The following is a 13,211-nucleotide window of genomic DNA, read 5'->3' as shown; positions in this document are numbered from 1 at the left end:
ATGAACTCCAACCATGGCCTGCAACCGAGCGATCTAGCGACCCGCGCCCAGAGCATCGCGGGTCAAGCGCAACGCCAATGCCTGCAACTCGGCTTCACGCGACTGCTTCAACGATTTGGCCTCGGCCAGGTACTCCAGGTCGGTCAGCCCGTCCCTGCGGTCGTCGAGTGCCGACATCTGATCGTCCGAGGGTTCTTCGATGGCCGCAAACTGTGCAGGCTCGGTTGTTCGCAAGTAATCGAGCCAGAAGTCGCGTTCGCTGATGAATTGGGCCAGCTCGTCACTGGCCTCGGCTTCACGTACCCGTGCCGCCGCGGCATCAAGATCCGCGCGGGTCACGCCGGCAATCGTCTCGAACTGCAGGCTCCGAGCCTGACCGGGAAGGTCCAGGTCGCGGGCCAACCCCACCCGATAGGCCAGACTCACCTCGACCTCGTCGACCCCGGCCCCATCCGCGACTCGCTGCATCATGTCGGCACGGGCGTACTGCTCGACCCTGTCGAGACGAAACAGCCTGCGCCCCAGCATCAGTCGGGTACTTTGCGCTTGCGCTGCGGGCACATCGCGCAAACCGCTGGCAACGAACGCCCGGACCTGCAGGGCGCTGAAGCAGGAAGCCACGCTGTCGACGCAAGTGGTAGGGTTTGCTGCAAGGTTGAAGATGTCTTCACGCAGTTGCGTATCGCCCTGTATCGCGTCCAGCAGCGTCCAGACACGCTGTTCGAGGTTGGTTCGGGCCAAGCGGAAGTCGCTGCTCTGCACCAAACGCCCGAGCAACGCGAACAGTTCCTCACTGCCGTCCTCCTCGAGCAGCCGGTCCCACTGTGCCGCGCGACGCTCACGCTCGGTATCCTCGAAGTGTTCAAGCCAGAGCGTGCGAGCATCCAGATGCCGACGCCCCGGCCTGGCTCTGTGCTCCCAATAGAATTTGGGAGTAATCGTCGGGCAAGGGGTTGCCTTCAAGCCGCAAAGCCTGGCGCAGCACAGTGGGCGCTTGCAGCACGCCATCGGGGAGTGCGCTGATTTCGTTGTCACGCAAATCGGCACTCTCCAGCAATTCGGCCTGCTCCAGCCCCGCAGGAAACACCGTCAGCTGGGTCGCACGCAGATCGAGCTCGTGAAGCCGCTGCAAGGAGCGCAGCGACAGGGCGAACGACCCTAGCGGATTACGGCTGAGGTCCAGGACGCGCAGATGCCGCAGCCCCCCCAGCGCCCCGTACGCCGACGCCCCCAACCGCAAGTTGTTGCGTGACAGGTTGAGAATGCGCAAGCTGCTCAAACGCTCCAACTCCCCCGGCAGACTGGAGAGTGAATTGTTAGCGAGGTTGAGGCTGCGCAGTCGGCCAAAATACTTGAGAAACCCTGCAGGCAATGAAGAGAGTCGCAGGTTGACCAGGTCCAACTCCTGGACATGCCGGAAATTGGTATTCATGGGTAAGGTCGGCAGCTCACCGACCGGTACTCCAACCAGGCTCAAACGCATGCCTGCATCGCCCCCGTGGTGTACGACCGGGCCTTCTGTACGCCAGATCCGCAGCAGCTCATCGGCTACCACCTGTCGTGCCGCCCTCGCCGGGGCCAGCCCCGGAACTTGAATCCAGGTTCGCAAGGCTCGGTCCAAGCGTCGAAATTCCAGCTCCTCGCCAAGCAGGGTTGCGAATGCGGAACCCTGGCCCTCGAGCAGCTCGGCATAGGTTTCAACCTGCTGGTCGCTGAAGCCCGGATACAGTGCCCGTATACGGGTGCGCAAGGTTCGCGCCGCCGGCGAGCCAGCGCTGCCGCGACCACTGAGCGGATAACCAAAACGACCATCCGGCATACGTCTGCCAGGACGAAACCTGGGACGAATAGCCGTCATTCCCAACAGGGTCGCCACCTCGTCATGCGAGGCAGGCAACCAGCCGAGCAGATCGGTGCGCATGACTGTGGTCCCGGTCTCGCCAGACCACCCCAGGCGCTCGAGGTGCTCGCCGGGCAGGAAGGCCAGGAGGCTGGCAAACAGATCGCTGGGCGGCTCAGGTGCCCCGTCCGCGTCGATGCCATCCTGGTAGACACGCAGCGCCCCCTCTTTCCAGACCAGCGTCCTCAGTTCACCCGTCGCAGCGGAGGGAAACAGGCGACTGGTCAAGCGGCCGAAGGCGCTGCCCTCACGCACCTCGAAGTTGATCTGCATAGGCCACCCTGCATGGCGACGCAGCAGGCCAAACACCAGCTCAGGCAAATCATCGCTGTAGCTGTTGCCGAGCACCAGTGCCTCGATCGCCCGGGCAATACGTGCCGACTGCAAGGCTTCACGCGCCTGCTCGGCGAGAGCCAGCGGAATGCGCTTGCGGCTGTTCATCTGCTCGACGAGCGCGGCATTTTCCTGAGACAGCAGATCGAGCGCATAGGCCTCGGGCAATCCGGGAAAGTCACGTCGGATCAGGCTCAGGTCTGCACCGTCCGGCAACGCTGGCGTAGACAGGTGCGTCATCAGCGCCTGACGCAGCCGCGGCGCATCGTCGATCATCTGTCCAGCATGTTTCTCGACGTCCAGCGCCGGATCCGCCAATTGCTCCAGGCAGTAGTCGAACAACGACGCGTCCGCGCCGTGTGCGACATCTTGCTCGAGCGCATTGAAGAACGTATCGATGCGTGCACTGGCCGTGAAGCGCAGCAACGTATCGCGAAGCACAGCGGGCAGAGGGCGCCGCTCCACGGCGAACCCTCGCAAAGCGGCCTCGTCGATACCGCAGATCCGCAGAACCTGCGCGGTCTTCAGGTCATCGAGCCCCACTGCCCAAGGCCACAAGTGCGTCAGCAGGGTGCGCGCCCCCTGCCACTCTCTTGGTCGTTGCCAAGCCAGGTGCCAGGCGCCTTTGCCATTACCGAACAGCGAAGGTGCAAAACCCGCATGACCATCGATACGGCGCAGTTGCCACTCACCGAGCGTGTCGGGCTGATGCACTGAATGGAAGTATCCCTCCTGCTGCCACCAGTGATTCACCCCATCGCTGTACAGACCGTTCTCGCCCAGCACCGCCCCGGCGGGTAACGTCTGCACTCGAAAAGGTGACAGATCTTCATGCCACAGGCGGTGGGTGCCCGCCTGGGTAGACACCGGCACCAGCTCATCGACGAAAGCGCTGCGGCTGAAGGTCCGCGCGACGTAATGCCCCGCACCCGCCAGCGCGGCATTGACCGCCACGCTTTCGACCACCCCGAACAGGTGCTCCAGTGCCTCATGCTGGTGACCGCGTGTCCAGTCATCGACACCTTCGAACACCTCCTCGAGCACTTGCACCACCAGTGCGCCGATCAACACCGCATTGAGCGCCGGAACCAACAACCCCGCCAACTGCACAAAGGTTTCACCCACGCGCTCCAGGGCTCGGAGCTTGGCCCATTTGCGATCGTCATTGACGTGCTGGGTCGGAACCGCAAGATAGCGCGCATCGCTGCGCAGCCTTTTCACCTGCGCGTCGGCCAGGGCGACGAAGACATTGCCTGTCAGTAGCTCGCCCTTGGGCTCCAGGTCGGGTTTGGCATCTTTCAGACGGACACTCAGGCGTTGCTGACAACTCGCCCGATCCTTGAGGGCCATGCGTTCGATGAGCTTCGCCTGGGTCGTGGGGCTCTGCAGGCGCGTCACCAGTGCATCCTGCAATGCACGCCAAGAGTCGAATCGGCATAGCGGCTGATCTGGCAGGTACAGCAACACAGCCTCGACGCGCAAGCTCGCCGGCACCACCCGTGGCGGCCAGACGTTGCCCAATTCGACGGTCAAGGCTCCCTCCAGCGGGTAGCCGAGCAATGCCAATTGCCGCACCTTGACGATGTCGTAGCTGACGTGAAAAACGGGCTTGCCGGCACTGACCAAGCGCAGTAGATCCAGGTCGGCTCGCACCAATGATTTTTTCAACGCGGCAATTTCGATGGCGAGGTCGAAGCGCTGGCGCTTGTCTTCGACCAACAGCGCAAGGGTGGACGGGTCGAACACCTCCGTCAGGTGGGCCTGATAGCGTTTGCCGATGTCCAAGCGGTTGCAAGCCTGAGCCACTCCCTTGGCGTCAGCGAACAACAGCGGGACATTGCGGTCGTCGGACTGCTTGGCGACGAACCCACTGCCCTCGCCAAACTCGGCATCGTCGGGAAAATTCTGCAACAAGTGGTAGAGGGCCGGGTGATGAGACTGGTAGGTATCGAACGCCTGGTTTCCCGGCAACGAAAACTTGGTCCAACGCTCACGCCACAACACCGACAGCAGGTCGATCTTCAGGCCCAGATCGCGCTCCAGTGCCTGCTGCAGCAATGGCAGGGCAAACGCTTGCAGAGGCACCAGACGCTGCAAGGCTGTTGCCAGGCCTTGCTCGGTTCGACGATGGGCGGCGAAACCCTCTCGCAGAGCCTTGATCCGCGCCGGCGGCGCCTTGCTTAGCCATTCGGGCAGGTTTTCGCCGATGAACTCATCGACAGGGTCTGCTTTGGGTGCCGCCAGAGGGGTGGTCATCGAAGGTGTCCTCATGTTGGGAACCTCCACCTTGGTGCAGGCGACACCCGGTATTCAGCCGGAATCCTTGCCTTGTACCTGCGTGCCCTCCAATACGAAGGCTCGATACCCGCCAGGATTGCAGCCAAACCATTTACGAAACGCGCGATAGAACGAACTGGCGTCGGCAAACCCCAGGCGTTCGGCAATATCGCTCATCGCCAGCGAGCCCTCGCTCAGCCAGTCGATCGCCAGCTGTCGGCGTACGCTATCCTTGAGCCCCTGATAAGTCTGCCCTTCCTCTGCCAAACGACGGCGTAAGGTCGATAACGACAGGCACAAGTCGCGGGCCATGCGTTCGGCGTCGGGCCACTGGCCGGGGTCGAGCTGGCCCAGGATGCGACGCACGCGCCGGGCGAGGCTTTCAGGGTCACGGTATTTGACCAGGATGTTGCCCGGAGCCTCGGCGAGAAACTTCTGCAATTCCTCGGGCGTGCGCCTGAGGGGCAGGTCAAGGCAATCGGCGGCAATGATCATGCGCGTGCGCGGGCGCTCGAACTGCAGGTTCTCGGAAAACATCACCCGATAGTCGTCGCAGAACGGCGGCTCGGCACAGCGCAGGTCGATGGCGAGGATGGGGATGCGGCGGCCCGCCAGCCAGCAGGCGACGCCATGGACGATCATCCAGAACGTGAAATAGGTGAAGGCACGCCGGGGCTCATCGCGCGGTTCGTTGATCGCGATCTCGGCCAGGCTCTGCTGGCGCACCAACCCCGGCTGCAGGTCTTCGAGCATCAACGAGAGAAACCCCAAGGCAGTCTCCAGCCCGGCGCCGAGCGTGGGCTGCGCCATGCTTGCCCGACAGAGGAAGGCCAGGCTGCCGCTGCGCAGGCCACGCGGGTCCATGGCGAAGAACTCATCGTTGCAGCGCCGCGCCAGCAGGCGCCACAGGCGCGCATAGGCGTCGGCACCGACCCGAGCATGAGGCTGGTCGAGTTGCTGCGGGTCGATGCCAGCACGCGCCAGCAACACAGGATCACCCCTGCCCTGCGGGCAGGTCTGCAAGAGTGCTTCGCGCACCAGTTGCATGGAGATGGTGTCTTTCTCGGTCATCAGTTGTCCCGGGCTCGCCCAGCGGCCATCTTAGGCCGCCAGGCGAAAAACGCCAGTCCCGCGCGCCACTCAGTTTGCCAGCCGGGCCAGAGCCTCGCGGGTCAGGCGCTTGGCCTCGCCGATCACGACCTGCTCACGCTCGCTCGCAAGCTTGCTGACATTCGTCAGGTACGTCTGGTCGTCCATGGTACTTCGCTGGGCATCCAGCGCTTCCATGCGCTCCCAGAACGGCGTCTCGAGCGCGTCGAAGCTATCGCTGTGTTGCTGGCGCAGATAGCGGGACCAGAAGTCCCGTTCACTGATGTAGGTGATCAGCGCCTCGCCTGCCTCGGACTCCTGGACCGCCGCACGTGCAGCAGCCAGATCGCTCTCTGACACTCCAGCGACCGTTTCGAACTGCATACTGCTCGGCTGTCCCGGCAGATCCAACGCACTCGCCAGGCCAACCCGGTAGGCAAGGCTGACCTCCACCTCATCGACATCGCGCCCATCGTTGCGGCGGCGCTGCATATCTTCGCGGGCATAGGCCTCGACGCGGTCCAGACGAAACAGGCGGCGAGCCAGACTCAACAATTGCGCCTCGCCAACGTTGGTCATATCACTCACGGCCGTGGAGGACAGTGCAAGCACTTCCAAGGCCCCGAACGAGGAAATGACGCTGTCGACGCAGGAGCGCGGCAGGCTTGCCAATTCGAACAACTCCCTTCGTAGCGCTGTGTTCTGCTCCAGCGCATCGAACACCGACCAGACCCTCTCCTGCAGATTCGAGCGCGCCACGCGAAAATCACTGGTACGCGCCAAATCATGCAGCAACTGGAAAAAATCGCCGCTGCCCGGCTCGTCGCTCAATCTGTCCCACTGTATGGCCCGAGACACACGCTCAGGCCCCAAGAGTCCATCCTGCCAGACCTGCATCGAGCCAGGCTCGCCCTCCAGGCTCGCATCGCTTTCAGAGGGGGTCTGGATTCCCAACCAACGCTGCTGGTAGTCCAGCGGCAATGGATTGCCATGCAAGGCAAGCCCACGACGCAGCGAAATACGGGAGTCGCCCAGCCCTTGTGGCAAGGTGTCGATCAAGTTGTCGCGTAGATCGACATAGTCTAACGAGACCCCCAGGCCCAGCGATTCGGGGATCTCAGTCAACGAGGTGTCGCGCAAGCCAAGCTGACGCAGGCGCGGCAGGCCTGCCAGGCCGAGAGAGAACGTCGACAACGGGTTGTTGCCAAGGTCCAGGACGCGCAACTGCTGCAGGCCGGCCAGCGTCGTGTAGTCATCCGCAGTGAGTTGCAAGCGGTTGCCGGCCATGGTCAGTTCACGCAGTTGTCCCAGATGCGCAAGCCCGCTCGGCAAGGTCGTCAGGTTGTTGTTGTCCAGGTTCAAGGTCAATAGCTCGCCAAACGGTCGTAGGAACTCGGCAGGCACCGTCTGCAACTGCATGTTCACCAGCGTCATTTCGGTTATATGGAGAAAACCCGTCTGTGTTGCCAGCGCAGGGAGCTCCCGCACGCCGAGGCCGGTCAGCACCAGCGCCATACCTGGCTGGCCATCTGCACGGTTGCGAGCCACCACACCCTGCCTGCGCCAACAACGACGCAGTTCATCGGCAACGACGCGACGAATCGGCCTTTGCACCGCACTGCTCGCTGCCTCGGACCAGATATTCAGTGTCTGGTCGAGCTGGCGAAAGCTTTCCTCCTCACGCAGCAAAGCACTGAACGTCGAACCGGGCTGACGCTCCAGCGAGCTCAAGTGAGCCATGAGCTGTTGGGCATCGAAGCCTGGGTACAAGCTGCGCAAACGGTCCTGTAGCGTGCGCTCGACAAGACGGCTGGCATCGCCCCGGCCACTGAGCAGATAACCGAAGCGCCCCCCTGACACGCGCCGCGGCGCTGTGAAACGGGGCTTCGTGGTGCTGATACCCATCATCGCCAGCAGGTGGCCGCGGCCTTCTGGCAGGCGGGCCTGCAGATCGGCGCGCATCTTGGCGATGGCCTCGCTGCCGGTCCAGCCCAAGCGCTCGCATTCGGTTTTGGGAAGGAAGTGCAGCAAGGTCTCCAGCAGGCCGCCAGGCGCCGGCTGCCCGTCGGTGAACAGACGACGGCCACCCTCGTACACCTGCATCTGGCCAAGGTGGTGGACCAGAACCTTAGGCGGGTAGGCAGGGTCGAGGGTGTGCATGCGACTGAGCACATGCCCGCTCAGCGAGTCGCGGCGCACTTCGAAATTGGTCCGCGACGGCCATGTCGTGACACGTCGCAATAACGCGAACACCAGATCCGGCAAGTGGTCGGAATAGGCATTCTTCAGATACAGGCCCTGCAGCATTCGGCAAACACGCGACGTTACCAGCGCTTGTCGCGCCTGCTCGGACAATGCCAGCGGCAAGGCGAGCTTCAACGCCATGTGTTGCCGCTGGTCGACGCTTGCCTGCTGCACGATGTCGTGGGCATAGACATCGGGCAACCGCGGGAAATCCTTGGTCACGATCACCATCAAGGCGTCGCGCTGCAGATAATCGCCAGAAAGCTTGTCCATCACCCAGGCACGCAACTCGTGCTCCCGGTCCAGAATGGACTGCCGACGACGTGCAGCCACTCGGTCCTCGGCAGGCAGCTGATCGATACACGCCTGCATCAGCGCTTCGTCACCTGCCGGCTGATTCTTGTGCAGGGCCGCGAAGAAGGTGTCTATACGTTTATCCAGCACATAGCGCTCGAGGGTATCGCGTAGCGCCACCGGGAGCCGCTGCTGCTGCGCGACACGCTCGTACAAGCCGTCCTCGTCGATGTCGGCGATGGTCAGGACCTGTGAACACTGTTGTGCATCCAACTCCGAGGCTTGAGGCCACAGGTGCTCCAGCAGCACCCGCGCGCCCTGCCATTGCTGCGGCTTTTGCCAGGCAAGCCGCCAGCCACACTCGCCATTCCACTGCAGGCCAGGGTTGAACCTGCGGTTGCCGGCACGGTGCACCATATGCCACTGCGCGCGCTGAGGATCGTTGCGCACTTCATAATCGTGGTTCTGATACCGCCACCACGCACGGTCACCATGGCGATACAGACCGTCGTGACCGCACTTGGTGTTCGCCGGTTTGTCTGTACTGCGATAGGGCTCCAGATCCTGTACCCAAAGACGCCCACCGGCGCTGGTTTGAACAGGCACCATCGCTTCAACGAAGGCGCTGCGCTTGAAACCCTGTGCCACTGCCTTACCGCCAGCGACGAGGACGGCGTTGACCGCCACCGTCTCGGCGACCCCGAGCAAGTGCTCGAGCGCTTCGTGCTGATGCCCCCGATGCCAATCCGTGACGCCCTCATAGGTCTCCGTCAGGGTTTCGACCACCATCTGCGCCAGCAGCAATTCGTTGAGTCCAGGCACGAAGAAGCTGGCCATTTGCAGCAAGCTGCTACCCACCGACTCCAAGGTATCCAAGCGCGACCGCTTGTTCTTTTCATCTGCAGTAGCGTTCGATACCAGCAGGTACGCCGAATCGGCCCGTAACTGTGCGATATGCAATGAGGTCAGGTCGTTGAACAACCCATTGCTCAGGGCATGGCCTGTCACTTCGAGGTCGGGCTTGGGATCTTTCAGACGTTTGCGCAACAAGGTCAGGAAGGAGGCACGATCCTTCATCTGAAGGCTGTACAGTATCTGTGTCAGGCCCTGTTGGTCTGCCAGCAATTGTTGGCAGTAGGTATTGAGGTCGCCCCACGAGGCGAACCGCTGCAGGGGCCGATGGGCCAAGTACAGAATGATGCCAACGGTGCGCGTAGCATCGGCAGGCAAACTGCCCGGCGGGGTGCCTAGCAACTCGAACGTCACGCCCGTGGCCAAGCTGCAACCCAGTATCCGCAAGCGTTTCACACTTACTGAAGCGCTGTCGGGATGGGAAGGTGACACACCAGCCAGCACCTGGCGCAGCATGGCCACGTCTGCGGCACTCAACTGTTTCTTGACGACGGCAAGCGCCACTGCAAGCGCCAACCGTTGGCGCTTTTCTTCGCGCAGTTCCAGGCTGAGCGCACCGTCCACGACCTTGTCGAGGAGTGCCTGGTAGTGTTTGCCAACGTCTACGCTGCGGCAAATACCTGACAGTATCTTGCTGTCGATCAACAATGGCGCCGTGTCAAGGGGCTGACCCGGCGCGGCGTGGATCAGTCCGCTGTGGCCATCGAAGGATTGATTCTCGACGAAATTCTGCATCAGGTGATCAAGCGCCGGTTCGAAGCTGTGGTGAACGATCAGTTCCTCACCGCCCAGAAGGCTGTAGTTCTGCCAGCGCTCCCGCCACAGCGCATGGTCCAGATCTAGCGTCTTTCCGGTACTCTCCCTGATTGCATCCTGCAGCAACGTCTTGGCGAATGTATGGGGTGGCTGCACATCGGCAAAGGACTGGACCAGCAACTCTTCGCTGGCCCGGTGCTCTGCGTAGGCTGCGCGCAGCGCAGTGATCTCCTCCACAGACGCTTTGCTTAGCCAATCAGGAAGGTTTTCCGCGATGAATTCGTCAAGCATATCGACGCTCTGTTCAGCAGCAGGCATGGGCATGACTCCTTGGGTAAAGGCCATACCATCGACAAGACGCCACTCGAGGTTCAGCAGGAAAAGCTACCGCAAATGCTCGTCCTCAAATCGCTACGGCCAATCCTAGAAATGCCTGAATCAGGCGCAACTCACGGCGACGCTCCAGACAGCCGATCATGTGCCGGTTGAGCAGTCCCTCGCCAAGCATGGGCCGCGCCACCACCCGTGGATCGTGCGCCACTTCCACCGACGAAACGATACCGATGCCCAGTTCGGCCGCCACAGCCTCGGTCACAGCCTCTCGGCTGTCCAGCTCCAGCAGCACGCGCGGCTGCACCCCGGCCTGGGCACACGCCTGGTCGAAGGTTTGCCGCGTGATCGACGAAGGCTCACGCAGCACCATGATCTGCTTGTCCAGGGCACTCAGCGCCAGCTCCCCCGGCTCGGCGGCCCAGGGATGACCGACCGGCAGCAAGGCGCACAGACGCGACTCGCCCAGGCTCTGCAGATACAGGCCCTTGCGCGGCTCCACCTCGGTCAGCACCGCCACATCGGCATGCTCGGACAGCAACGCCGCCAGGGTTTCCTGGGCATTGCCCAGGCGCAGGTTGACGGTGATGCCAGGGTAGCGGTCGCGCAATAGCGCCAGCATCGGCATGACCCGGTGCGGCCCGTCTGCTGCGACCTCCAGACGCCCGGTCAGCAACTGACGATTCGCTTCGAGCATCGCCTGGGCCTCTTCGGCCAGGCCGAACATGGCCCGGGTAATGGCCGCCAGACGCGTACCCTCCTCGGTCAGCTCGACACGCCGTGCGGTGCGGCGCAGCAGGGTGATCTGGTAATGCTCCTCGAGCGCCTTGACGTGCCCGGTCACCGCCGGCTGGCTGATGAACAGGCGCGCCGCAGCACGGGTGAAGCTGCCCTCGCGGGCAACGGCATCGAAGGCACGGAGTTGGAACAGGTTCATTTATCGGCCTGACTTATGGCTGGCATAACAACAAACAATTTGATTGATGACTGAGCGAATTGCAACCTAGCCCCGTCATTTCAGCCCACTGCCTGCGAGGAAGCCCCGCAATGACCAGCGCCCCGATTCTGCTGACCCCCGGCCCACTGACCACTTCGATCCGCACCCGCCAGGCCATGCTGGTGGACTGGGGCTCCTGGGACCGTGACTTCAACCAACTGACCGCCAGCGTCTGCGAGCAATTGCTGGCGATTCTGGACGCCAGCGCCAGCCACCACTGTGTGCCCCTGCAAGGCAGCGGCACCTTTGCCGTGGAAGCGGCCATCGGCACCCTCGTGCCGCGTGATGGCAAGGTCCTGGTACTGATCAACGGTGCGTATGGCCAGCGCCTGGCGAAGATCTGCAAGGTGCTGGGCCGCAACTACAGCACCTTCGAAACCGCCGAAGACCAACCGACCACCGCCGCCGACGTCGATCGCCTGCTCGCCGCCGACCCGGCCGTGACCCACGTGGCACTGATTCACTGCGAAACCAGCACCGGCATTCTCAATCCGCTCGACCAAATCGCCCAGGTCGTCAAGCACCACGGCAAACGCCTGATCATCGATGCCATGAGTTCCTTCGGCGCGCTACCCATCGATGCCCGTGAAGTGCCGTTCGAAGCACTGATCGCCGCCTCCGGCAAATGCCTGGAGGGTGTGCCCGGGATGGGCTTCGTCTTCGCCGAAAAAAATGCCCTGGCCGCTGCCGAAGGCAACGCCCACTCGCTGGCCATGGACCTTCACGACCAGCACACCTACATGGCCAAGACCGGCCAGTGGCGCTTCACCCCGCCGACCCACGTGGTCGCGGCACTGCACGAAGCATTGCAACAGTACGCTGAAGAAGGCGGCCTGCCAGCGCGCCATCAACGCTACGCCAACAACTGCCGGACCCTGCTCGACGGCATGGCCAGGATCGGCCTGCGCAGCTTCCTGCCCACCGACATCCAGGCACCGATCATCGTCACCTTCCACGCCCCCACGGACGCCCGTTACCAGTTCAAGGACTTCTACGAGCGGGTCAAGGCCAAGGGTTTCATTCTCTATCCCGGCAAGCTGACCCAGGTCGAGACCTTCCGCGTCGGCTGCATCGGTGTGGTCGGTGCGGCGGGCATGCAGGCCGCCGTCGATGCCGTGGCACAGGTGCTGCGGGAAATGGAAGTGCTGGATATCTGACCCCTTTGCCCACCTCATTGAAGGAAATCGCGCACATGAACTACAGCAACCCCACCCAGCTGCAAGCCGCCATCCTCGATTGGGCCGGCACCGTCGTCGACTTCGGCTCCTTCGCCCCGACCCAGATCTTCGTCGAGGCCTTTGCCGAATTCGATGTCGAGGTATCCATCGATGAGGCCCGCGGGCCGATGGGCATGGGCAAGTGGGACCATATCCGCACCCTGTGCGATGTGCCGGAAATCGCCGAGCGTTACCGCAAGGTATTTGGCCGTACCCCGACCGATGATGACGTCACGGCCATCTACGAACGTTTCATGCCCCTGCAGATCGAGAAGATCGCCGTGCATTCGGCGCTGATTCCCGGTGCACTGGACACTCTCACCGGGCTGCGCAACGAGGGCCTGAAGATCGGCTCGTGTTCGGGCTACCCGAAAGTGGTGATGGACAAGGTGGTAGAGCTGGCAGCACGCAATGGCTATGTCGCCGATCACGTGGTGGCCACCGACGAAACGCCCAACGGTCGCCCATGGCCGGCCCAGGCCCTGGCCAACGTCATTGCCCTGGGCATCGACGATGTCGCCGCGTGCGTGAAGGTGGACGACACCGTACCGGGCATTCTGGAAGGCCGTCGTGCCGGGATGTGGACAGTGGCGCTGGTGTGCTCGGGCAATGCGCTGGGGCTGACTTGGGAGCAATACCAGGCGCTGAGTGCCGAGCAACTGGAGCAGGAGCGCAAGCACATTCATACGCTGTTCGAGGGTTCGCGACCGCACTACCTGATCGACACCATCAACGAGCTGCCGGAGGTGGTGGCCGATATCAATCGGCGGCTGGCCAAGGGGGAAATGCCGCAAGGCGTGTGATGGATGGGCAATGACGCATTCGCGGGCACGTCGCAGCGGCGAACAGCCACTGCGACTTG

At 62.7% G+C, this 13,211-nt stretch carries 7 protein-coding genes; 2 read left to right on the top strand and 5 right to left on the bottom strand.

Annotated elements, in window-relative coordinates; genetic code table 11:
• Positions 1–33 precede the first annotated feature (33 nt).
• The 5 genes from HU729_RS01680 to HU729_RS01660 all read right to left on the bottom strand — a co-directional run bounded on the left by HU729_RS01680 (position 34) and on the right by HU729_RS01660 (position 11,072).
• Positions 34–963 carry an NEL-type E3 ubiquitin ligase domain-containing protein gene (locus HU729_RS01680; RefSeq protein ID WP_186708026.1) on the bottom strand — a complete coding sequence of 310 codons (930 nt, stop codon included), beginning with the start codon at positions 961–963 and terminating at the stop codon, positions 34–36.
• Positions 863–4,489, bottom strand: a complete 3,627-nt coding sequence (locus HU729_RS01675; protein WP_186708024.1) for a leucine-rich repeat domain-containing protein — start codon at positions 4,487–4,489, stop codon at positions 863–865. Before HU729_RS01675 ends, HU729_RS01680 begins: the two co-directional genes overlap by 101 nt.
• A 54-nt stretch (positions 4,490–4,543) precedes the next feature.
• Positions 4,544–5,581, bottom strand: a complete 1,038-nt coding sequence (locus tag HU729_RS01670) for an AraC family transcriptional regulator (protein WP_186708022.1) — start codon at positions 5,579–5,581, stop codon at positions 4,544–4,546.
• Between the two features lie 69 nt (positions 5,582–5,650).
• Entirely contained in the window at positions 5,651–10,123 is a 4,473-nt protein-coding gene (locus HU729_RS01665; protein ID WP_186708020.1) for an NEL-type E3 ubiquitin ligase domain-containing protein, read from the bottom strand.
• An 85-nt stretch (positions 10,124–10,208) separates the two neighbouring features.
• On the bottom strand, positions 10,209–11,072 hold the full coding sequence (locus HU729_RS01660; RefSeq protein ID WP_186708018.1) for a LysR substrate-binding domain-containing protein: 864 nt from the start codon (positions 11,070–11,072) through the stop codon (positions 10,209–10,211).
• A 110-nt stretch (positions 11,073–11,182) separates the two neighbouring features.
• On the opposite strand from HU729_RS01660, the gene HU729_RS01655 reads away from it, so the two are divergent.
• Positions 11,183–12,289, top strand: coding sequence for a 2-aminoethylphosphonate--pyruvate transaminase (locus HU729_RS01655; RefSeq protein WP_186666168.1), 1,107 nt, complete (start codon positions 11,183–11,185; stop codon positions 12,287–12,289).
• A gap of 35 nt (positions 12,290–12,324) precedes the next feature.
• The gene (gene phnX, locus HU729_RS01650; RefSeq protein WP_186708016.1) at positions 12,325–13,152 is read left to right on the top strand and encodes a phosphonoacetaldehyde hydrolase; all 828 of its coding nucleotides are present in this window, start codon (positions 12,325–12,327) and stop codon (positions 13,150–13,152) included.
• Positions 13,153–13,211: the final 59 nt, after the last annotated feature.

Source organism: Pseudomonas sp. RW10S2 (assembly GCF_014268985.1).
In the GTDB taxonomy this organism is placed as follows: domain Bacteria; phylum Pseudomonadota; class Gammaproteobacteria; order Pseudomonadales; family Pseudomonadaceae; genus Aquipseudomonas; species Aquipseudomonas wayambapalatensis.
Note: the sequence above shows the minus strand (reverse complement) of the source record. Positions and strands in the feature narration are given on the sequence as shown.

Coding starts and splice junctions, on each gene's coding strand:
- HU729_RS01675 (WP_186708024.1), bottom strand. CDS start 4,489: ATGACCACCCCTCTGGCGGCACCCAAAGCAGACCCTGTCGATGAGTTC.
- HU729_RS01670 (WP_186708022.1), bottom strand. CDS start 5,581: ATGACCGAGAAAGACACCATCTCCATGCAACTGGTGCGCGAAGCACTC.
- HU729_RS01665 (WP_186708020.1), bottom strand. CDS start 10,123: ATGCCTGCTGCTGAACAGAGCGTCGATATGCTTGACGAATTCATCGCG.
- HU729_RS01660 (WP_186708018.1), bottom strand. CDS start 11,072: ATGAACCTGTTCCAACTCCGTGCCTTCGATGCCGTTGCCCGCGAGGGC.
- HU729_RS01655 (WP_186666168.1), top strand. CDS start 11,183: ATGACCAGCGCCCCGATTCTGCTGACCCCCGGCCCACTGACCACTTCG.
- phnX (WP_186708016.1), top strand. CDS start 12,325: ATGAACTACAGCAACCCCACCCAGCTGCAAGCCGCCATCCTCGATTGG.